A 21,738-nucleotide genomic window follows, 5' to 3' on the forward strand; every position below is an offset into this window, starting at 1 on the left:
GAGAGTCACCATTTTGCGGCGCGATCTACATCGGTTCGTCGCACGGTGCGCTCGAACCACCCGCTCAGCCGACAGCCTTCATGGACCTGTTCATCTGCGGGACAGCTTAACCTGAACACGCAAGGCCGGCGGGGGGCAATTGAAGGAGGTTGCTCATGCGTTTCATTTCCAAAAAGTCAGGGGTTCGCTTCCTGGCCGCCTTGCTGGCCGCGTCCGCGTCAGGCAGCGCGTTTGCCCAGGAGCAGCAGAGCTCGACCGATCCCAGTATCGTGGTAACTGGCCAGCCCGCACCTGCAGAGCCGGCGATGACCGCAGGGCCTGAGGTCAAAGGCGTCATCTCCGCGCGCAATGGCGACAAGATGAAAGTCAGGACCGCCGACGGCTCCAGCGTGATTATCGCCGTCAATGATTCCACGCGGATCAAGGCCGGAGGAGGCCTGTTCAGCGGCACCAGCAAGCTTGGCAAGGATTCGCTGCTCAACGGGGTGCCGGTTACCGTCAAGACATTGCAATCGGCCGATGGGCAGTCGGAGCTGGTGGCGAGCCAGATCAGTTTCCGGAAGAACGACCTCAAGACCGCGACGATGATCCGCAACGCGACGGACCAGCGCTTCGAGGAACAGACCGCCGCAACGGAGTCGTTGCGCGGCCGCCTGGGCGATATCGACAAATATAATATCAAGGGCACTACCAATGTGCACTTCGATACCGGCAAGGCGGAACTGTCCGAACAGGACAAGGCAGAACTCTGCTCGACGGCAACCACAGCCGAGGGAACGGAAAATGCGCTGATCCTGGTCGTCGGCTACACCGATTCGACCGGAACCGACGAAGTCAATCAGCAACTCAGCGAAAAGCGCGCCAACCGCGTCATCAATTATCTTCAGCAGAAGTGCGGCTGGAAACCCTATCGTATGCTCACCCCGACCGGGATGGCCACGGCGGACCCGCTGGCGAGCAACGACACCGACGAAGGCAAGGCGCAGAACCGCCGCGTTGCGGTGAATATCCTGGTCAGCAAAAGCGTCGACGTTGCCGACAACAATATGTGAATGGCGTGGGGCGCGCTTCGCGTCCCCCCATATTGTGTAGCGGGGATCCCGAGGAATCTCCGCATCGGGCCGGGAGCGGCAATCCGCTCCCGGCCAGACATCCTTCGCATCCGTCCAAGCGCCGACGCCCCAGGTCCGCTTCTGACATCACGCTCATCAGCGCGCAGTGCCTTGGCGTTGAGCGCCGTTGTTCCTGCGCCGACCTATCGGCTAAGACGTGCGGCATGATCCGCCCGTTCCACCTCGCCTTCCCCGTCCATGACATCGACGCGGCGCGCGCCTTTTACGGCGGCGTGCTCGGATGCCCCGAGGGGCGCTCGTCCGAAAGCTGGGTCGATTTCGATCTGTTCGGCCACCAGATCGTCGCGCATCTCGATCCCGCCGCGAAGCCGGTGGCGGTCGCCAACAAAGTCGATGGCCACGACGTGCCCGTGCCGCATTTCGGGGTGGTGCTGACGATGCCCGACTGGGAGGTGCTTGCCCGCCGGGTCGAGGCAGCGGGCGTGGCGTTCGGCATCGCGCCGCACGTCCGGTTCAAGGGCCAGGTGGGCGAGCAGGCGACGATGTTCTTCCGCGATCCCAGCGGCAACGCGCTCGAGTTCAAGGCGTTCGCCGACGATTCCATGCTGTTCGCAAGCTGATGGCCGATCCGGTTTCCGTCGATGTGCCCCACAAGCTCGGCCGCGAGGCGGCGCGGGCGCGGATCGCGGGCGGCGTGGGCAAGCTCGCCGACATGTTTCCCGGCGGCGGCACCGTGGAGGAACACTGGGAAGGCGACACGCTGCACTTCACGCTGAGCGCGATGGGGCAGAAGGTGGCGAGCCGGCTCGAGGTGTTCGAGCACCATGTCCATGCCGAGGTCGACCTACCGCCGATGCTGACCTTGTTCGCCGGCAAGATTCGCGAGAAGCTGGCGAAGGAGGCCCCGAAGCTGCTCGAATAGGAGGGTGCGATGGCCATCGAGATGCGCGGCCTGGTGCCGCTGCTCCAGGTGTTCGACATGAACGAGTCGATGCGTTTCTATTGCGACCTTTTGGGCTTCGAGGTGCTGCAGCGCTCCCCCGAAGTGGATACGCCCGAGGGACGCTTCTCGCACTGGATGTGGCTGCGCCAGGGCAGCGCGGAGCTGATGCTCAACACCGCCTATGACAGCGGCGAGCGGCCAGCGGTGCGCGACGGCGAGCGCGAGCGCGGCCATGGCGATACCGGCCTGTTCATCGGCTGCCCCGATGTGGACGCGGCGTGGCGCCATTTGACCGAGCACGGGCTGGAGATCGCGCCGCCCAGCGAGACCGGCTACGGCTCGAAGCAGATCCGCCTGCGCGACCCGGACGGGTTCGAGCTGTGCCTGCAGTGGAACGCCGGCGGCTGAACGGTCAGCGCGTCGCGCTTACCCGCCAGATCGTGTTGCCGACATCGTCCGCGACCAGCAGCGCGCCGGTCGCGTCGGTGATCACGCCGACCGGACGGCCCATCGCCTTGCCGTCCTTGTTGAGAAAGCCAGTCAGGACGTCCACCGGCTTGGCCTCCTTCAGCGGGAAGCCATTGTCGCCGAAGGGGACATAGACGACCTTGTAGCCCGAGGGCGGCTTGCGGTTCCACGAGCCGTGCAGGCCAATAAACGCGCCATTGGCATAGTTCTGCCCCAGCTTGGCATCGGCGGCGAAGGTGAGGCCGAGCGGCGCGGTATGTGCGCCCAGCGCGAAATCGGGGCGCTTGGTGTATTCGCGCAGGTCCGGCCGCTCCGGAGTTACCCGCTTGTCGACATAACCGCCCCAGTAATTCCACGGCCAGCCATAGAAGGCGCCTAGATCGACCTGGGTGAGGTAATCCGGCGGCAGGTCCGAGCCGAGCATGTCGCGCTCGTTGACCACGGTCCAGAGCTGGCCCGAATGCGGCTCCAGCGCCATGCCGTTGGGATTGCGCAGGCCCCAGGCATAGACCCGCACTGTGCTGCTGTCCGGAAACACCTGAAGGATCATCGCGCGGCCGGCCTTGTTCGACGCAGCGGCCATCTCGGCCGCGGTCGTCGCGGTGTAGGTCGGGCCTTCGGCCTCGAGCCCGTTATCGGCGATGTTCGACGACGAACCCACCGCGACGAACAGCGAGCCGTCGGGACCGGGGACGACGTTGCGCGCCCAGTGATTGCCGCCGCCGGGGAGGTCGACGATCTTCTCGGGCTTGGTGGTGATCTTCGTCTGGCCGGGCTGGAAGGGATAGCGGACCAGCGCGTCGGTGTTGCCGATATAGAGCCAGTTGCCGACCACGGCCATGCCGGTGGGCGAGTCAAGCCCGGTGAGGAAGGCGGTGCGCGCATCGGCCACGCCGTCGCCATTGGTGTCGCGTAGCAAGGTGATGCGGTTGGGCGAGGCGACGTCGGCGCCCGCGTCGCGCATCAGCACGCCCATCACCCAGCCGGTGATCCCCCCGCCCTTGCGCGGCGGCGAATTGGTCTCGGCGACCAGAATGTCGCCATTGGGCAGGCGATACAGCCAGCGGGGATGTTCGAGCTTGTCGGCAAAGGCCGCAACCTGCAGGCCCGCGGCGGCAACCGGCTTGGCGCCGCTCGGCCATCCTATCGCCTTGGCGACGCCGATGGTGGGGATGCTCTGCTCGCGCGGCGGGCTCATCTGCGGCGTGCGGCCGGTGACCGCCTGCTCGCTATATTGCGCTACATCGGGCTGACTGGCCCAGAACCAGAGGGCGGCGCCCGCGACGATGAGGATGCCGAGGGCGATCAGGAAGCGTTTGAGCATGCCTCAGGAATAGGGTGCGGGCGGGCCGAAGCCAATGGCGATTCGATCCGCCCGCATTGTGCCGAACGCGTCAGGGCAGATCGAAGCGATCCGCGTTCATGACCTTGGTCCATGCCGCGACGAAATCGTGGACGAACTTCTCCCCGGCGTCGGCTGAGGCATAGACTTCGGAGAGGGCACGGAGCTGGGAATTGGAGCCGAACACCAGATCGGTCCGCGACGCGGTCCATTTCTGTTCGCCGGTGGCGCGATCGGTGCCGGTGAACTCCTCGTCGGCGGTGTCATCGACTTCCTTCCACACCGTCCCCATGTCGAGGATGTTGACGAAGAAGTCGTTGGTGAGCTGGCCCGGACGATCGGTGAACACGCCATGCTTCTCCGCCTTGGCGTGATTGACGCCGAGCACGCGCAGGCCGCCGAGAAGCACGGTCATCTCCGGCGCGGACAAGCCCATCAGCTGCGCACGATCGACCAGCAGTTCCTCGGTCGGCACGCTGAAGCGCACCGACAGATAGTTGCGGAAACCATCCGCGCGCGGCTCGAGCGGCGCGAAGCTGTCGACGTCGGTCCATTCCTGGCTGGCGTCGCCGCGGCCGGTGGTGACCGGCACGGTGAGGCCATGGCCGGCCGCCTTGGCCGCCTGCTCGATACCCACCGAGCCGCCGAGCACGATCAGGTCGGCGATACTCACCTTGCCGCCGAAATCGGACCGGATGCCCTCATAAACCTGGAGCACCTTGGCGAGCTCGGCGGGCTCGTTGACCGCCCAGTCCTTTTGCGGGGCGAGGCGGATGCGCGCGCCGTTGGCACCGCCGCGCCGGTCCGAGCCTCGATAGGTGGAGGCCGAAGCCCAGGCGGTCTTGACCAGCTGGGCGACGCTGAGGCCCGAGGCAGCGATCTTTTCCTTGAGGCTCGCCACGTCGGCATCGCCCAGCGGCGTGCCGGCGGGGATGGGGTCCTGCCAGATCAGATCCTCGGTCGGCGCCTCGGGCCCGAGATAGCGGGTCTTCGGCCCCATGTCGCGATGGGTGAGCTTGAACCAGGCGCGGGCGAAGGCGTCCGCGAAATAGGCCGGGTCCGACCGGAACTTCTCGAGGATCGCGCGATAGTCTCCATCGTCCTTGAACGCCTTGTCGGCGGTGGTCATCATCGTCGGGACCTTCTTGCCCGGCGTGTGCGCCGCCGGTGCGAGCGTCTCCTCAGGATTGCCGACTGGCTGCCACTGCTTGGCGCCCGCCGGGCTCTGCACCAGCTCGTATTCATGATCGAGCAGCATGTCGAAATAGGTCATGTCCCATTTGGTCGGCGTCGGCGTCCACGCGCCCTCGATGCCCGAGGTGATGGTGTGATCGCCCATTCCGGTCTCGTGCGTCGAAATCCAGCCCAGGCCCATCGCCGCCATCCCCGAGCCCTCCGGCTCGCGGCCGACCTTGCTGGCATCGCCGGCACCATGTCCCTTGCCGAAAGTATGGCCGCCGGCGGTGAGCGCCGCGGTCTCCTCGTCGTTCATCGCCATATTGGCGAAGGTCCGGCGCAGATCGCGCGCCGAGCCCTTGGTGTCAGGCTTGCCGCCGGGACCTTCGGGGTTGACGTAGATCAGGCCCATCTGGATTGCGGCGAGCGGCTCCTCGAGCGCCATCCCCGCCTCGTCGTCGATGCGGGTCTTATTCTCGGGATGGCCGACCCACTGCTCCTCGGTGCCCCAATAGATGTCGCGCTCGGGCTCGAAAACGTCTTCGCGTCCGCCCGAAAAGCCGAAGGTCGGGCCGCCCATCGATTCGATCGCGACATTGCCCGCGAGGATGAACAGGTCCGCCCAGCTCAGCTTGGCGCCATATTTCTGCTTGATCGGCCAGAGCAGCCGGCGCGCCTTATCGAGATTGCCATTGTCCGGCCAGCTGTTCAGCGGAGCGAAGCGCTGCGAGCCCGAGGACGAGCCGCCGCGGCCATCACCGGTGCGATAGGTCCCGGCCGAATGCCAGGCCATGCGGATGAAGAACGGGCCGTAATGGCCATAGTCCGCCGGCCACCAGGGCTGGCTGTCGGTCATCAGCGCGGTGAGGTCGTTCTTCACGCCCTGATAGTCGAGCGTCTTGAACGCCGCGCGATAATCGAAATCGGCGCCATAGGGATTGGGCGAGACGCCGTTCTGAGTAAGGATCTCGAGGCTGAGCTGTTCGGGCCACCAGTCGCGATTGGTGCGCCCCAGCAAGGTACGAAGCGCCTCGGGCTCTTTCGACGGATCGCTAAGCGGGCTGCCGGTGGTCGGTGCGTCCATGGGGTCGATTCCTCTCTCGCGGATGGGTGGGTGCCGTTCGACCCCAGGGCGCCTGCAAATCGCCCGAGTCGTCTCCAGTTCCCTTGCTTTGAAGGATGCCATCGCGACTCAGATCGCGGAAATAGATTAGTTCGCCGTTGGTGATCGACTGGGCCGTTTTTACGGCAAGCCGGGCCCGCGTCGCTGCCCTATTCCTCGGCGATCATGCGCCTGGCGGGCGGGTGGAGACGCAGGCGGGTGACCTTGCGGGAGTCGGCCTCGACCACTTCGAGCTTCCAGCCGCTTTCGTGCACCAGGCACTCGCCGGGCTTGGGGACATGCCCCGCGAGCACGAAGGCGAGGCCACCCAAAGTCTCGACATCCTCATCGACTTCGCCGAGGCGCGGATCGACCAGCTCGGCGACATCCTCCAGCTCGGCGCGTGCATCGGCATCCCAGCCGCCGCCCTCGATCGGAATCAGCAGCGCGGTGGGCGCCTCGTCATGCTCGTCCTCGATCTCGCCGACGATCTCCTCGATCAGGTCCTCGATCGTGATCAGTCCTTCGGTGCCCGAATATTCGTCGAGCACGATCGCCAAATGCGTGCGGCTTGAGCGCATCTGCGCGAGCAGATCGAGCGCACCCATCGACTGGGGCACGTAGAGCGGATCGCGGATCAATCCGGCGATGCTCTCCGGATGCGGCGCGCCGGTGGCGAGGATCGCGAATACGTCCTTGATATGGACCATGCCGACCACGGTATCGAGCGCCTCGCGATAGACCGGCAGCCGGCTATGGCCCGCTTCGGCAAAGAGCTGGACCAGATCGCCGAAGCTGGTCGCCTCATCCACCGCGACGATGTCTGCGCGGGGCACGCCGACATCGCCCGCGTCGCGCTCGCCGAAATGGAGCAGATTGCGGAGCATCTGGCGCTCGATCGGCGCAAGGTCTCCGGCGGGCGCCTTGCCCCCCTCCTCTTCATGCTCGTCGATCGCGTCTTCGAGGCGGTCGCGCAGCGTCTCTTCGTGCTCGTCGCCGAACAGCAGGGTGCGGATTCCCCGCCATATGCCGCCGCTTTCGTGAGTAGTGTCGCCAGTGGCGGTGCTACTAGGGCCCTCGGGCATGTTCGTGGTCAGTCCTCGCGTACCGGGTACGGATCGTGAAGCCCGAGCTGATCGAGCGCGGCCCGCTCCATCTCCTCCATCGCCTCGGCTTCGGCGTCCCCCATGTGATCGTAACCTAGCAGATGCAGCACGCCATGGACAATCAGATGCGTGGCGTGATCCTCGACGCTGACTTCGCGCTCGATCGCTTCCGCGGCGCAGACGCCATGCGCGAGGACGATGTCGCCCAGGATCACCTCGCCATCGTCGCTGTTCTGCGTCACCGTCTCCAGCAGATCGGACTGGACCATCGGGAAGGACAGGACGTTGGTCGGCTTGTCCTTGTCGCGATACTGGCGGTTGAGAGTGCGGACCTCTTCGTCCGAGGTCAGCCGGATCGCGATTTCGATCGTCGTGGGCCAGCCGAGCCACTCGGCATAGGGCGTCTGCTGGAGCGCAGCCTCGGCGGCGCGATTGGCGAGGGTCTCCCAATCGCCTTCTGGCCAAGGACTCTCCTGGAGAGCCGCGACATCAAGCATCCGGGCCCTCATAGGCTTCGACGATGCGGCCGACGATCGGGTGACGGACCACGTCATGGACGCCGAAGCGGCAGATCGAGATGCCTTCGATCCCCTCGAGCTTGCCGACCGCGTCGTTGAGGCCCGAAGTGGGCGGGCCGCCGGGCAGATCGGTCTGCTTGGGGTCGCCGCAGATCACCATCCGGCTGTTCTGGCCGAAGCGGGTGAGGAACATCTTCATCTGGGCAGGCGTGGTGTTCTGCGCCTCGTCTAGGATCACGAACGCCTCGGCCAGCGTGCGGCCGCGCATGAAGGCGATCGGGGCGATCTCGATCTCGCCCGACGCGATGCGCCGCTCCACCTGCTCGGCGGGCAGGCAATCATAGAGCGCGTCGTAGATCGGTCGCAGATAGGGATCGACCTTTTCCTTCATGTCGCCAGGCAGGAAGCCGAGCCGCTCTCCCGCCTCGACAGCGGGGCGCGACAGGATCAGCCGCTGGACCGTGCCGGTGATGAGCTGCGCGACAGCCTGGGCGACCGCGAGATAGGTCTTGCCGGTGCCCGCCGGCCCCAATGCGAAGATCATGTCGTTCGACACCAGCTCACGCATGTAATGCACCTGCGCGGCCGAGCGCGGCGCGATCGTCTTCTTGCGCGTGCGGATCATAATCGGCGGCGCGCCGCCACCGCCCGGCGCATCGGCGCGGACGATGCCGGTGAGCATCGGCTCGCTCGACATCGCGATCACCGAATCAACCAACCCGCCGTCAACGTCCTCGCCTCGGATAACGCGGCTGTGGAGCTCCTGGAGCACTTCGCGGGCATGCGCGACGGCCTCTGCGCTGCCCTCGATCACCACGCGCTGGCCACGGGCGTGGATGTACACGCCCAGCCTTTCTTCGAGCATCAGCAGGTTGGAATCATATTCACCGAAGAGCTGCGGCAGGAGCTGCGGCTTGTCGAAATTCACCTCGACCCGGGAGCGATCACCAGATTGGGCGGGGACAGGCTTGCGGCTCATGCGGCTCCTTCGCTTGGAAGTCTGATGGGGTGAATGCGAGTGCACAGCTGCTCGTGGCGCGCGGATATGACAGGCGAGCGACCATCAAGGACGAAACCGGAGCGGGTGCGGGTGGTTCCCTGGTGCATGTGCGAGATGGAGATTGGCAGACCGAAACCCAAGAGGACAGCAGAAATCGACCGCCGCGGTGATCCTTGCGGCGGTGTGGCGCGATTGACGCACTAGCCGGCGTTGACAAGCGGCGCGGCGGGCGCGGATGGTCGCGGCGATGCCCTCCCCCGCCCCTTCGCCCGACCTCGATTCCACGCTGGCTGAGGCGGCGCGAGCGATCGCGGCCGGGCGGCTGGCGATCGCCTATCCGATCCTCGCCGCGCGGTTGAAGCGCGATCCTGGCGACGTCGCCGCGCTACGGCTGATGGCCATGCTGGCGATAGCGACCGGCCGCGACGCCGATGCGCTCAAGATGCTCGACGCCGCGCTGGAGCAAGCGCCGGGATTTGAGGCGGGATGGCATACGCTCGCCGAGCTGCTCCATCATTTGCCCCCGGCCACGGCGCTGGCAGCAATGGCGCAGCGCCGCGCGCGGCGGCCGGGCGTGCCGGGATACCAGTCGCTCCACGCGGGGATGCTGGAGCGGACCGGCGACTATGACGCGGCGGTCGACGCGTATCGCGCGATGCTGGCCAGGGATCCGAAGCTGGCGGGCGTGTGGATCACGCTGGGGCATGCACTGAAGACGATCGGCGATTCGGCAAGCGCGGTGGACGCGTATCGCCGGAGCATCGCGCTGCGGCCGGAATCGGGCGAGCCGTGGTGGGCGCTGGCCGACCTCAAGAGCTTCCGCTTCACGTCCGAGGACGTGGCGGCGATGGAGGCGCTGCTCGCGCGGGGCGACCTGAGTGAGGGCGACCGCGCGCATGTGGAATTCGCGATCGGGCGGGCGCTGGAGGATGCGGGCGACCCCGCGCAATCCTTCGCGCATTATGCCGAGGGCAACCGGTTGCGGCGCGGCACGACCCCGCACGATCCCGCCGCGATCGGAGCCGAGCGCGAGGCCGCGGCGCGGCTGTTCACCCCCGCCTTCTTCGCCGAGCGCGCTGGCGCCGGATCGCCGGCGGCCGACCCGATCTTCATCGTCGGGCTACCGCGATCGGGATCGACCTTGGTCGAGCAGATCCTCGCCAGCCATTCGGCGATCGAAGGCACGCGCGAGCTGGGCGACCTGCCCGAAATCGTTCGCGGCATCGCGCTGGGCGGGGCGGCGAAGCGGATGCGTTATCCGGAGGTTCTCACCAACCTGTCCCCCGCCGAGCTGACGAAGCTGGGGGACACCTATCTCGAATGGACGCGCTGCCAGCGGCGCACGGACAAGCCGCATTTCATCGACAAGCTGCCTGCCAATTTCCGCCATGTCGGGCTGATCCGGCTGATCCTGCCCAATGCGAAGGTGATCGATGTGCGCCGTGATTTGCCCGGCTGCGGCTTCTCGATCTTCAAGCAGCAGTTCGCGAGCGGCTTCACGTTCGGCTATTCGCTGGAGGACATCGCCGCGCAGTATCGCGGATATGCGGCGATGATGGCGCTGTGGGACGATGTGCTGCCGGGCTTCGTCCATCATCTCGACTATGCCGCGCTGGTGGCGGACACCGAAGGCGAAGTGCGGCGTATGCTCGATTATCTCGGGTTGGCGTTCGAGCCGGCGTGTCTCGATTTCCACCGCACCGCCCGCGCCGTGCGCACCCCGAGCGGCGACCAGGTGCGTCAGCCGATCTTCCGCGAGGGTCTCGAAGGCTGGAAGCGCTTCGCGCCGTGGCTGGGGCCTTTGCTCGTCCAGCTGAAGAGACCGCCCGGCGCCGAGGCCCCGGGCGGTCCGGTCTAGAGTATCAGGCGAAGCGGACGGTCGTGCGGTCCGCCTTGCGGCGGCGGAGCGCACCGCCGGCCAGGCCGAAGCCGCCGATCATCATGCCCCAGGCAGCCGGCTCGGGAACCGCGGCGACATCGTTATAGCCGGTGACGCGGAAGTTGAGGTCGCAGCCGCCGGTGGGCCCGCAATTGCTGTAGGGCACGGTGGTGAAGAGCGCGGTGCCGCCGGCATAGGCGTCGCCGCCGAGGATCTGGCCGGTATTGATGTTGATTTCCGGGCCGAGAACGACACCGTAGCGCAGGCTGCTCGTGCTCAGCACGGCGGTGTACTTGTTGCCGACGGTGACGTCGGTGCCGGTCAGGTCGAAATCGAACCAGGTCGCCGTGCGGTCGTTGATCGAAGTCGGCAGGGTAAAGGTCTTGCTGGTAACGACCGAGCCGCCCAGGCCTTCACCGGAAAGAAGCTGGAATGTGAAGGGCGAATTGGCATGGCCCGGATTGAACAGCTCGAATTGGAAGCCGAACGAGGTAAGGTGCTCGTCGATCGCAGTGAAGCTCTGGCCGAGCGGGCCGTAGGTCGGGACGGTGACGGCGCGCTGGCCGGTCGGGCCCGACACGACTTCGAGCGTGTCTTGGGCGAAAGCGGTGGTGGCGGAGAACAGGACCGCGAGCGCGGCGGAAGCGGCGAGCTTGAACTTCATGGTTAATGACTCCTCAACATTGGTTGGGAGCGCTTGCGGGCCGCGGGTTACAGATTGTGGTCAATCTCGCGAAGAATGCGAGACATTTCAATATATTGAATTCATATATTCGCAGATATCCCGGATCGGGACGGGCGGCCGATTCACTCGGGCTTGCCAGACAAGGACCAGACAAAAAGAAACGCCGCCGGGTTGCCCCGACGGCGCTTTCTTGTCGATCGGACGATCAGGCTGCGTAGGCGACCTTGATCGAGCGACGACGGATCGCCGCACCGGCAAGCGCGAAGCCGCCGATCAGCATACCCCAGGCCGCAGGCTCGGGAACCGCGCCGGCACGAATCACCCAGGTCTCGTCGTACCAATTGCCACCGCCGGGCGCGCCGTACACGGCACCGCCCGATGCATCGCCATAGTCGCAATGCGTGTAGGCCGAGGTGAACCAGGCCGAAGCGCAAGCAAACGCACTGGCCGTACCGAAGTCGGTTACGGCAGGACCGGCCGCAAGCTCAGCAGCAGTCGGCAAGCGCCAACCCTGTGTTGCTTGGTAAGTGAAGTCGACAGGAGCGCCGCTACCGCAGCCTGCGCCCGTCGGCGGACAAGGGCTGGCCCAAGCCCAATCAAAACCACCAAAGGTGATGTAATTGGCCACAGGGACAGGAGCATTGATCTGCGCAAACGCTGGAGTCGGCATGCCCACAATAAGAGCAGCGAGCGCTAGTTTCTTGAGACTCATAGATTTTCCCCTCTATGTAAAGAAAGCAATAACGATTCGCGACCGAGATGAACGTTAAGCCAATAGTAAGATTAGTCAATTGACCATCAATCCTGCGAGTCGTTCGAAGAGCCCTCTCCAAGACGACAATGAAACGCCTCTTGGTCTTGATTTTGCGCAATCAAGAATCCGGCCATCACAATGCGTTGCAATATCATCCCTGGCTCCGGTCATCTGGCCTGCGCCGGAAGACGCAATCACGTCTGCTTTCGAAGGTGCCCCGTAAAGAGACGAAAACGGATCGACCCGCTGCATGGAAAATCATTTCCATGCAGCGGGCCGTTATTTGCCAGTAATGAATCGGTTCGGAAAAAAACGCTGGCCCGCGTCAATCCACGTCCAATTGCCGGAGCACGAATGCCATCTCGTCGGCAGCTTCCTTCAGACTCTCCCAGCGGCCCGATTTGCCGCCATGGCCTGCGCCCATATTTGTCTTGAGCACCAATATGTTGTCGTCGGTCTTTGTGGCGCGCAGCTTGGCCGCCCATTTGGCCGGTTCCCAATAGGTCACGCGCGGATCGTTGAGCCCGCCCGAGATGAACATCGGCGGATAGGCGTGCGGCGCGACATTGTCGTACGGGCTGTACGAGCGGATCAGCTCGAACGCCGCCTTGTCCTCCACCGGATTGCCCCATTCGGGCCATTCGCCCGGCGTCAGCGGCAGGCTCTCATCGAGCATCGTGTTGAGCACATCGACGAACGGCACGTCGGCGACGACCACACCCCATAGATCGGGATCGGAGTTGACCACCGCGCCCATCAGCTCGCCGCCCGCCGAGCGGCCGGCGATGGCGATGCCGCCCTTGTGGGTGAAGCCGCGCTCGATCAGCCCCTTCGCCACGTCGACGAAGTCGTTGAAGGTGTTGATGCGCTTCTCGAGCTTGCCGTCGTGATACCATTGCTGACCCAGATCGTCGCCGCCGCGGATATGGGCGATCGCGAAGGCCATGCCGCGATCGAGGAACGACATGCGGCTGGTCGAGAAGCCGGGCGGGATCGCATAGCCATAGGCGCCATACGCATAGAGGTAGAGCTTGCCGGTGCCGTCCCGTGGGAAGTCCTTGGGATAGACGATCGAGACCGGCACCTCGGTGCCGTCGCGCGCGGCGATCTTGAGGCGTTCGGTGCGATACTTGCCGCCGTCATAGCCCGAAGGAATCTCCTGGACCTTGAGCGTCTCCAACTCGCCGGTGGCGACATGATAGTCGTAGACCGTGCCGGGCGTGACCATCGATTCATAGCCGAGCCGGATCTTCTGAATCGCATATTCGGGATTGTCGCCGATGCCCGCGACATAGCTCGCCTCGGGGAATGGCAGCCGCACGGGGGCGATGCTCGAATCGTAGCGATGGAGCTCGATCTGATCGAGCCCGTCCTCACGCCCCTCGACAATGAAGAAGTCGGCGAAGCAGGTGACGCTGGTCATGTAGAAATGCTTCGACGGACCGATCCGCTCGACCCATTCGCCGGGATTGTCGGCGCTCGCCGTCACCAGCCGGAATTGCGGGTCCACATCGTTGGTGTGGATGAAAAGCGTGCCGTCATGCTCGTCGACGTCATATTCGCGGCCCGGCTTGCGCGGGGCAATGCAGACCATCGGCGCGGCGGGATTGTCGGTGGGAAGCAGATAGACTTCGCTGGTGACATGATCCCCGGTCGAGACCAGCAGCCATTTGCGCGACTGGGTCTCGCCGACCGCGACGCGATAGCCCTCGTCTTCCTCTTTGAAGATCTCGAGGTCGTTTTCGACCGGATCGCCCAGTCTGTGCCAGCGGGCATTGTCGGTGCGCCAATTCTCGTTCGCGACGCCGTAGAGAAACCCCTTCGAGTCCGAAGTCCAGACGATCTCCGAGAGCATGCCGGGGATCGTGTCGGGCAGCAGCGCGCCGGTATCGAGGTCCTTGACCCGCACCTCGAACCGCTCCGAGCCATTGTCGTCGATCGCATAGGCTAGCCAGCGCCCGTCGGGGCTCGCCGCAATCGCGCCGAGGCGGAAATATTCCTTGCCATCGGCGAGCGCAGGCTCATCGAGGATCAGCTGGTCCGCGCCGCCAGCGGCAGGCTTGCGCCACCAGCGCGGATACTCCCCGCCGGTCTCGTAATCGGTCCAGTAGATCCAGTCGCCGTCGCGCTGGGGGACGGTGGATTCGTCCTCCTTGATCCGTCCGCGCATCTCCTTGAACAAGGTCTCGGAAAGCGGCTTGAGCGGTGCCATCACCCCTTCGAAGAAACGGTTCTCCTCCTCGAGATAGGCGAGCACATCCTTGTCGGTGACTTCGGGGTAGCCGGGGTCCTTGATCCAGGCCCAGGGGTCTTCGATCGTCACGCCATGCGCGGTGAAGCTGTGGGGACGGGTGGTGGCGACGGGAGGCTTGGTTTCGGTCATTGCGCAGCCCTATCGTTTCGGCCTGCGCGAAACCAGAGTGGGCCGAAAGTTGATCTAGTTCACGACAGCCCGCCCAATCTCGCAATTTTATTTCGTCGGTTGACCGCAAGCGCGACGGATGGCCGAAAACAGGAATAGCTTGTCACGAGCCGCGCGACATGACCATCGTCAGGATGGTTGTCCGATCCGGCCGAACCATAGCCATGAAACCCCAGGATACTCCATCTCCATCCCAACACTGACAACGAGCGGCGCCCATGCGCCTTTTCCAGGCCTCATGGCCCCATTGAGCCGCCGGTCGGGGCATATCGACCAAGCAACCGGGTCAATTCGTTGCCGATTCCGCTATTGGCGCGCGTTGAACGCCGCGGCGGTGGCATCATGATGCCGATCGAGCTCGTCGACACAGCGGATATCCCTGGCGGGGGGCAGTTGCGTCTGATGCAACGTGGCCCGGATTTTTCGATCCAGTTCGGTGAAGATGAGTTGATGGGAAGCCAGGCGTTCGACTCTGAAGAGGCGCTGGCGATTTTGGCTTGCCATCGGATGGGCGCGCAACCGGACCGTGTGCTCATTGGCGGGTTGGGCATGGGCTTCACCCTGGGTGCCGCATTGTCCGCCCTGCCCGAGAGCACCGCGGTGGTGGTGGCGGAACTCGTGCCCAAGGTCGTGGCATGGGCGCACGGGCCATTGGCGCATCTCTTCGGCGGCTATCTAACCGACCCGCGCGTGTCCCTCGAGATCCGGGACGTGCACGATATCATCGACGACGCGGCGGGGACTTTCGACGGCATATTGCTCGACGTCGACAACGGGCCCGACGGCTTCATTCATGCTGCGAATGACCGGCTCTACTGCAACTGGGGTCTGCGCGCCGCCTATGCCGCATTGCGCCCGGCCGGCGTGCTGGCGATATGGTCGGCTTATGACGACGACGCCTTTGTCGATCGGCTGGAAAATGCCGGATTTGTGGTAGACGAGGTTCGGCTGGCCGCGACTGGTGGCAAAAAGCGCACGCCCTACACAATTTGGCTAGCTTCCAAGCCGCACTGAGCCGCTGGTTCGTAGACTGCCCGAAGCTCCGCTCGACCCGTAGATCGCGAGCCATCCTAGAAAAGATCGAATCCAAATGGGACTGTCCCGCTTCTTCTCCTTCGCGTCGAACGACATTGCGATCGATCTCGGTACCGTGAACACCGTGGTCTACGCCCGGGGCAAGGGCATCGTGCTGAACGAGCCGTCCGTCGTCGCGATCGAGACCATCAATGGGGTTTCCCGGGTGCGCGCCATCGGAGCAGAGGCGAAGCTGATGCTGGGCAAGACGCCCGACTATATCCGCACGGTTCGGCCGATGCGCGACGGCGTCATTGCCGACATCGATATCGCCGAAAAGATGATCAAGCACTTCATCGACAAGGCGAATGGCGGACCGAGCCGATTGCCGCGCCGCCCCGAAATCGCGATTTGCATTCCCTCCGGCGCCACCATGGTCGAACGCCGTGCGATCCAGCAGGCCGCCTCCAACGCCGGCGCGGGCAAGGTCTATCTCATCGAGGAATCGATGGCCGCGGCGATCGGGGCGGGATTGCCGGTGACCGAGCCAATCGGCGCGATGGTCGTCGATATCGGCGGCGGCACCACCGAGGTCGCGGTCCTGTCGCTGCGGGGACTTGCCTACAGCAATTCGGTCAGGGTGGGCGGCGACCGCATGGATGAGGCGATCACATCGGGCATTCGGCGCCGGCACAATCTCCTGATCGGCGAATCCACGTCCGAGCGCATCAAGGTCGAGATCGGCTCCGCCATGCCACCCGCCGACGGACAAGGCAGGTCGATGCGCGTGAAGGGACGAAACCTTCTCAGCGGCTTCCCGGCGGAAGTCGTGGTGAGCGAGGCCGATGTCGCGGGTTTCCTGGCCGACCTGGTGGGGCAGGTCGTCGGCGCAGTATTGTCGGCACTGGAGGAGACGGGGCCGGAACTGGCCGCCGACTTGTGCGACCAGGGGATTGTCATGACCGGCGGTGGGAGCCTCTTGTCCCGGATCGACGAGGTGCTCAGCGAAGCGACCGGCCTGCCGGTCGTCGTCGCGGAAAACGCGCTGACCTGCGTGGCGCTTGGCGCGGGCCAGGCGCTGGAAGATCCAGTCTTTCGGGGTGTGATGGCGGAGTCCTGACGCGCCCTATCGCTCGACGAGCGCCTTCAGCGCCTTGAGATCGCGGTTGATCCATTTGGTGTCCGCGGAAAACCGCTCGTCGTCCATGCCGGGCTGCCGAAACAACGTGAGCATCACTTCCGCGCCGTCGCCATTCCGGATGACGCGAAGCGGCACGTGGACTTCGCCACCATCACCGGTGTCGACATAGTGATCCATCACGCCGAATTCGTTGTGCGGCGTAAACCGCACGCGAATAGGTCCGTCAGGGCCATCGGCGCACCAAAGCTCGCCGACCTGCCGCAGGTCCGACTGCGCCAGGCCCGTCGCCCATTTCGGAAAGAAATCAGGACGCCAGATGCGCTCATAAAGCGTCTGCCAATCGAGGCGGATCGAGATGCTGAAGGTTCGAGCGGGCAACATAAAAGACTCCGGCTTTTTCATGCCTGGACGGCACACATGGTCATCAACGCTGTCACGAGCTGGCCTGGCTGAACGAAGGGTAGCGGCCGATAGCGGTCAGAACCGATCCTCAACCTCTACCGCCATAGGCTGCTTCCCACCTGCCAAGCTCAGCCCCACCGCTTCCGCCACCTTGATCCCGTCCACCGCCGCCGAAAGGATGCCGCCGGCATAGCCCGCGCCCTCGCCCGCCGGGTAGAGTCCGGCGGTGTTGAGGCTCTGCAAGTCCTTGCCGCGCGTGATCCGGATCGGCGAGGAGGTACGCGTCTCGACCCCTGTCATCACCGCGTCTGGATGATCATAGCCGGGGATCTGGCGGCCGAAGGCGACCAGGGCCTCGCGCATGGCGGTTACCGCGAATTCGGGGAGTATTTCGGCAAGGTCGGTCATCGTCACGCCGGGGCGATAGGAGGGGACGACTTCGCCCAATTCGGTCGAGGGCCGGCCCGCGACGAAATCGCCCAGTTTCTGCGCCGGCGCCTTGTAGTTGGAGCCGCCCGCGACATAGGCCTTTTCCTCCAGTCGGCGCTGGAGATCGATGCCGGCCAGCGGGTGGCCGGGATAGTCGCGCTCGGGATCGATCGCGACAACGATGCCGGAGTTCGCGTTGCGCTCGTTGCGCGAATATTGGCTCATGCCGTTGGTGGCGACGCGCCCTTCCTCGGACGTTGCGGCGACCACCGTGCCACCCGGGCACATGCAGAAGCTGTAGACCGCCCGCCCGTTGCGCGCTTGGTGCGAGATCGCATAGTCCGCCGCGCCGAGGATCTCGTTGCCGGCATTGGGGCCGAAACGCGCGCGGTCGATCCAGCTTTGCGGATGCTCGATGCGCACGCCGATCGCGAAGGGCTTGGGCTCGATGAAGACGCCGCGCTCGTGGAGCATCTGGAAGGTGTCGCGGGCGCTATGGCCGAGCGCGAGGACGACGTGATCGGCGGCGATCGTCTCGCCGGTCTGGAGCACGACGCCCTTCACACGGCGAGCCCCCCCGGCGTCGGTCTCGATGTCGAGATCGGTCACCCGGTGCTGCCAGCGATATTCGCCGCCCAGCCCTTCGATCGTCTCGCGGATGCTCTCGACCATCGTCACCAGCCGGAACGTGCCGATATGCGGATGCGCCTCGGTCAGGATTTCCTCGGGCGCGCCGGCCTTGACGAATTCGGTCAGCACCTTGCGATCGAGGTGCCGGGGATCCTTGATCCGACTGTAGAGCTTGCCGTCGGAAAAGGTGCCCGCCCCGCCCTCGCCGAACTGGACGTTCGATTCGGGGTTGAGCACGCTCCGGCGCCACAGTCCCCAGGTGTCCTTGGTCCGCTCGCGCACCACCTTGCCGCGATCGAGGATGATCGGGCGGAAACCCATCTGGGCGAGGAGCAGTCCGACGAACAGCCCGCAGGGGCCGGCGCCGACCACGACCGGGCGCGGGCCAACGTAGGGATCGGGCGCCCGGGCGACGAACTTGTATTCGGTATCGGGCGTGGGGCGGACATTGCGGTCGTCCGCGAAGCGCGCGAAAACAGCATCCTCATCGCGCAGGGTCATATCGATCGTGTAGATCAGCAGGATATGCGCCTTTTTCCGCGCATCCCAGCCGCGCCGCCAGACCGCATAGTCGATCAGGTCATCGCGCGGGATTCCCAAGCGTTCGCAGATCGCAGCGGGCAGGGCTTCGTCAGCATGGTTCAGCGGAAGCTTGAGGTCGGACAGGCGTATCATCCCCGCCCCTCTAGCGACGCAGGGACGATTCCGCCATTCCGGCTAGGCCCTGCCCTCCAGCCCGAGCAACAGCTCCTTGGCCTCGAGACCGCCCGCGAAGCCCGTAAGCGCGCCATTGGTGCCGATCACGCGGTGGCAGGGTGCGATGATCGAGATCGGATTCTTGCCGTTCGCCGCGCCGACCGCGCGGAAGGCAGTGGGCCGGCCGACCGCGCGGGCGATCTCGGCATAACTGCGGGTTTCGCCATAGGGGATTGCGAGCAATGCTGCCCAGACGCTCTTCTGGAACTCGGTGCCGTGGAAATCGAGCGGCACGGTGAAGGCCTTGCGCGCGCCGGCGAAATATTCGCCGATCTGCCGCTCGGCCTCGATCAGGATCGGGTGGTCCGCATCCTCGACCAGCGGCCCCAGCCGGACCCGGGCGGGATCGTCATTCTCCCAGAGAATCGCCGACAGGCCGTGTTCGCTGGCGACGAGCTTCAGCTCGCCCACGGGCGACGCCATCGTCTTGTACGAGAAGGTCATGGGTTCACTCCTATTGTGCTGGGAGCAAAATAGCGAAGCCCGGCCTGCGATACGCTCCGCGGCTTGCGCCCAAAGCAAATCAGTCGTCGGAATCGTCGGCGCGGCGCCAGAGCGTCCATTCGTGATCGCCGGTGACCGTATCGGGATAGGGGCGGCCATTCGCGTCGCGACTGGGCTTGTAGCGGAAGCGCTGCTGGATCAGCCGGCAGGTAGTCTCGTCGAGATCCCTATTGCCGCTGGAGCGCGTGACGGTGCAGTCGGTCACGCGGCCCTTCACCCCCACGGTGAAGCGCAAATGGACGGTGCCGCTAATGCCGGCCCTCAGCGCGGCGCGCGGATAATCCGAATCCCTGATGCGGCCGCCGATCCATTCGAGCGGCGTCCCGCCGTCGCCATCGCCATCCCCGGCACCGCCGCTGCCCGTCCCGTTGCCCGCGCCTCCCGCGCCGGTGCCGGGCCCCGCGACCGGGGCATTGCCCGAACTGGCCTCGCTTCCGCTCGCGGCGATCGGCGCCACAATGATCTGCGGGGTGGGAATCGGCGCGGGCACCGGACTGGTGACCTCGGTCGCGCGCGACTTGAGATTGGGCGGGGCGGCAGCGCCTTCGGGGCGGTGGCTGCGGGCCGGCTTTGCCTGCGGCTCGGGTGTGGGCGGCGGCGGAGGCAGCGTGAAGTCGAGCATGCGCATCGCAGGCGATTCCACCGTGCCGCTCTTCCCCGCCAGCCCGCTCAGCAGCAGCAACCCCAGCAGGCCCTGCACCGCGAGCGCGCCGATCGCGCCGCGCAATCGATCGCGGGATCCGGGAACTCCAGGATGTGTGCCGGACATGGCCTTGAAATGCCCCAATGCACGAAAGCGATCCGCATGAACGCGACGTTGTTTCCGGTTCATGCAACCTAGCGCCACGCCGGGTTGTTACGCAGGGGGATTTGATATTTAGGAGATGATCATGCGCAAGTTGATCGCAACACTCGCGGCCTTTGCAGTAGCCGTGCCCGCCGGCGTAGCGATGCCCCTCGCATCTGCGCAGGCGCAGTCGCGTTATTACAAGGGAACATCGTACAGCAAGGCACGCTACATCCAGAAGTGCCGCCGTTCATCGGGCACGACCGGGCTGGTCGCCGGCGGCGTCACCGGCGCCGTAGTCGGCTCGAAAGTCATCGGGGGCGGTCTTCTGGGCACCGCCGCGGGCGCAGTAGGCGGCGCGCTCGGCGGTCGTGCGATCGATCGCACGATCACTGCGAAGAAGCGCTGCACCTATATCCGTCGGCGCTAAGTAGAGCATCCGCGCGCCGTGACCGGCCAGATGTCGGTCACGGTGGCGCCATCCAGCACGTAATAGCGATCGTAGAGATTGACGGTGGGATCGCAGTGCGGCGGCATCAGGACGATACGCGCCCCAAGTCCCGGCAGCTTCGCGCCGATCACCGCGCCCTGCTCGTCGCCCATGAAGGCGTAGCGACCCTCCGCCCCTGCCAGCACCACCGGAAGGCCGGCATCCGCTGCCAATGCCTTGAGCCCCGCGTCGATCGTCACCATTCCCGGCGTATTGGCGCTGATCACGGTCGCGTCGACGAACAATGCCGGCTCGAATGCGCCATCGAGCTCGCAATCGCGATATTCGCGGTCGAGGAAGATGTAGGAGCCGACCTGCAGCTCGGTGAGCACGCCGAGATCGGCATCAATCGCGAAGGTGCCGGTGCCGGCGCCGGTGACTACCGGTATCTCGAAACCGGCGTGCTTCAACGCGGTGAGCACGGTGCGCAGATAGTCGGTCCGCTCGGCGATCGCGGCGCTCCGATCGGTGTGGGACGGGATGTGCTGGTGCGACCCGCAATAATATTGCACCCCGCCCAGCCGCAACCACCCGCTCGCGGCGATGGCGCGGGCGAGCTCGACCGCCGCCTGTGGCGACGTGACACCGGTGCGGTGGACGCCCGGATCGACGTCGATGAAGATGGTCAGCGGCGCGTCCGCCGCCGCGGCCAGCGCTCGGACATTGTCAGGATGATCGGCGACCAGCGACAGCGCGATCTGCCCATTTAGCGCGACGAGCCGAGCGATCGCGCCGGGCGTCACAACGGGCGAGGTCAAATGGATGTTCGCCACACCGTCCGCCGCCAGCGCCTCGGCCTCGCCGAGCTTGGCGCAGCAGATCCCCACCGCCCCCGCGGCGATCTGGCGCCGGGCGATCTCGCCGCTCTTGTGGGTCTTCGCGTGCGGCCTGAGCGCGATGCCGCGCTTCGCCGCGAATGCTGCCATCCGGGCGATGTTGCGCTCCAGCGCGGCGGACTCGAGCACCAGGGCGGGCGTCGGCAAATCGAGGCGGGGGAAAGGCGGAATGGGCATCACCGATAGGCTTAGCGCAACAGCCGCCTTCCAAAACAGCATTTCGTCTGCAATCTGGCGCCATAGGCCCGCCGCTCCCACATGGAGTCGCGAACGCATCCAAC

Annotated in this window: 21 protein-coding genes; 8 read left to right on the forward strand and 13 right to left on the reverse strand. The window is 65.3% G+C overall.

Features of this window, described 5'->3' with window-relative positions:
* Positions 1-155: 155 nt before the first annotated feature.
* From IAG41_RS16605 to IAG41_RS16620, 4 genes are all read left to right on the forward strand, one after another.
* The gene (locus tag IAG41_RS16605) at positions 156-1,052 is read left to right on the forward strand and encodes an OmpA family protein (RefSeq protein ID WP_187729780.1); all 897 of its coding nucleotides are present in this window, start codon (positions 156-158) and stop codon (positions 1,050-1,052) included.
* Between the two features lie 224 nt (positions 1,053-1,276).
* Positions 1,277-1,693: a VOC family protein gene (locus tag IAG41_RS16610; protein WP_187729781.1), complete on the forward strand. Its 417-nt coding sequence runs from the start codon at positions 1,277-1,279 to the stop codon at positions 1,691-1,693.
* Positions 1,693-1,995: a polyhydroxyalkanoic acid system family protein gene (locus tag IAG41_RS16615; RefSeq protein WP_187729782.1), complete on the forward strand. Its 303-nt coding sequence runs from the start codon at positions 1,693-1,695 to the stop codon at positions 1,993-1,995. Before IAG41_RS16610 ends, IAG41_RS16615 begins: the two co-directional genes overlap by 1 nt.
* A 9-nt stretch (positions 1,996-2,004) precedes the next feature.
* Entirely contained in the window at positions 2,005-2,424 is a 420-nt protein-coding gene (locus IAG41_RS16620) for a VOC family protein (protein WP_187729783.1), read from the forward strand.
* Positions 2,425-2,428: 4 nt separating this feature from the next.
* On the opposite strand, the gene IAG41_RS16625 is transcribed toward IAG41_RS16620, so the two are convergent.
* The 5 genes from IAG41_RS16625 to IAG41_RS16645 all read right to left on the reverse strand — a co-directional run bounded on the left by IAG41_RS16625 (position 2,429) and on the right by IAG41_RS16645 (position 8,707).
* Entirely contained in the window at positions 2,429-3,808 is a 1,380-nt protein-coding gene (locus IAG41_RS16625) for a PQQ-dependent sugar dehydrogenase (RefSeq protein WP_187729784.1), read from the reverse strand.
* Positions 3,809-3,878: 70 nt separating this feature from the next.
* Entirely contained in the window at positions 3,879-6,086 is a 2,208-nt protein-coding gene (gene katG / locus IAG41_RS16630) for a catalase/peroxidase HPI (protein ID WP_187729785.1), read from the reverse strand.
* 188 nt (positions 6,087-6,274) lie between these two features.
* Positions 6,275-7,189: a hemolysin family protein gene (locus IAG41_RS16635; protein ID WP_187729786.1), complete on the reverse strand. Its 915-nt coding sequence runs from the start codon at positions 7,187-7,189 to the stop codon at positions 6,275-6,277.
* Positions 7,190-7,197: 8 nt separating this feature from the next.
* Positions 7,198-7,707, reverse strand: coding sequence for an rRNA maturation RNase YbeY (gene ybeY / locus IAG41_RS16640; protein ID WP_187729787.1), 510 nt, complete (start codon positions 7,705-7,707; stop codon positions 7,198-7,200).
* On the reverse strand, positions 7,700-8,707 hold the full coding sequence (locus IAG41_RS16645; RefSeq protein ID WP_187729788.1) for a PhoH family protein: 1,008 nt from the start codon (positions 8,705-8,707) through the stop codon (positions 7,700-7,702). Before IAG41_RS16645 ends, ybeY begins: the two co-directional genes overlap by 8 nt.
* Positions 8,708-8,963: 256 nt before the next feature.
* On the opposite strand from IAG41_RS16645, the gene IAG41_RS16650 reads away from it, so the two are divergent.
* Positions 8,964-10,586: a tetratricopeptide repeat-containing sulfotransferase family protein gene (locus tag IAG41_RS16650; RefSeq protein ID WP_262408730.1), complete on the forward strand. Its 1,623-nt coding sequence runs from the start codon at positions 8,964-8,966 to the stop codon at positions 10,584-10,586.
* A 4-nt stretch (positions 10,587-10,590) separates the two neighbouring features.
* Here the strand turns inward: IAG41_RS16650 and IAG41_RS23320 are convergent, their stop codons facing one another.
* From IAG41_RS23320 to IAG41_RS16665, 3 genes are all read right to left on the reverse strand, one after another.
* Entirely contained in the window at positions 10,591-11,271 is a 681-nt protein-coding gene (locus IAG41_RS23320; protein ID WP_262408731.1) for a PEPxxWA-CTERM sorting domain-containing protein, read from the reverse strand.
* Between the two features lie 226 nt (positions 11,272-11,497).
* Positions 11,498-12,004, reverse strand: coding sequence for a PEPxxWA-CTERM sorting domain-containing protein (locus tag IAG41_RS23325; RefSeq protein ID WP_262408732.1), 507 nt, complete (start codon positions 12,002-12,004; stop codon positions 11,498-11,500).
* A 367-nt stretch (positions 12,005-12,371) separates the two neighbouring features.
* Positions 12,372-14,429, reverse strand: a complete 2,058-nt coding sequence (locus tag IAG41_RS16665) for a S9 family peptidase (RefSeq protein ID WP_187729789.1) — start codon at positions 14,427-14,429, stop codon at positions 12,372-12,374.
* Positions 14,430-14,810: 381 nt separating this feature from the next.
* On the opposite strand from IAG41_RS16665, the gene IAG41_RS16670 reads away from it, so the two are divergent.
* Positions 14,811-15,482: a spermidine synthase gene (locus IAG41_RS16670; protein WP_187729790.1), complete on the forward strand. Its 672-nt coding sequence runs from the start codon at positions 14,811-14,813 to the stop codon at positions 15,480-15,482.
* Between the two features lie 76 nt (positions 15,483-15,558).
* Positions 15,559-16,602, forward strand: coding sequence for a rod shape-determining protein (locus IAG41_RS16675; RefSeq protein ID WP_187729791.1), 1,044 nt, complete (start codon positions 15,559-15,561; stop codon positions 16,600-16,602).
* Positions 16,603-16,608: 6 nt separating this feature from the next.
* Here IAG41_RS16675 and IAG41_RS16680 read toward each other — a convergent pair whose 3' ends face one another.
* The 4 genes from IAG41_RS16680 to IAG41_RS16695 all read right to left on the reverse strand — a co-directional run bounded on the left by IAG41_RS16680 (position 16,609) and on the right by IAG41_RS16695 (position 20,113).
* A complete protein-coding gene (locus IAG41_RS16680) occupies positions 16,609-17,025 on the reverse strand; it encodes a polyketide cyclase (RefSeq protein ID WP_262408733.1) in 417 nt (138 codons plus the stop codon).
* 75 nt (positions 17,026-17,100) lie between these two features.
* Positions 17,101-18,759: an NAD(P)/FAD-dependent oxidoreductase gene (locus IAG41_RS16685; protein ID WP_187729792.1), complete on the reverse strand. Its 1,659-nt coding sequence runs from the start codon at positions 18,757-18,759 to the stop codon at positions 17,101-17,103.
* A 42-nt stretch (positions 18,760-18,801) separates the two neighbouring features.
* Positions 18,802-19,284 carry a methylated-DNA--[protein]-cysteine S-methyltransferase gene (locus tag IAG41_RS16690; protein ID WP_187729793.1) on the reverse strand — a complete coding sequence of 161 codons (483 nt, stop codon included), beginning with the start codon at positions 19,282-19,284 and terminating at the stop codon, positions 18,802-18,804.
* A gap of 79 nt (positions 19,285-19,363) precedes the next feature.
* A complete protein-coding gene (locus tag IAG41_RS16695) occupies positions 19,364-20,113 on the reverse strand; it encodes an energy transducer TonB (RefSeq protein WP_187729794.1) in 750 nt (249 codons plus the stop codon).
* 121 nt (positions 20,114-20,234) lie between these two features.
* Between IAG41_RS16695 and IAG41_RS16700 the strand changes: the two genes are divergently transcribed.
* On the forward strand, positions 20,235-20,561 hold the full coding sequence (locus IAG41_RS16700; RefSeq protein ID WP_187729795.1) for a hypothetical protein: 327 nt from the start codon (positions 20,235-20,237) through the stop codon (positions 20,559-20,561).
* Here the strand turns inward: IAG41_RS16700 and IAG41_RS16705 are convergent.
* Positions 20,558-21,634, reverse strand: a complete 1,077-nt coding sequence (locus IAG41_RS16705; RefSeq protein ID WP_187729796.1) for a DSD1 family PLP-dependent enzyme — start codon at positions 21,632-21,634, stop codon at positions 20,558-20,560. The two genes, IAG41_RS16700 and IAG41_RS16705, sit on opposite strands and share 4 nt — an antisense overlap.
* Positions 21,635-21,738 lie beyond the last annotated feature (104 nt).

Source organism: Sphingomonas sp. JC676 (assembly GCF_014489075.1).
GTDB lineage: Bacteria > Pseudomonadota > Alphaproteobacteria > Sphingomonadales > Sphingomonadaceae > Sphingomonas.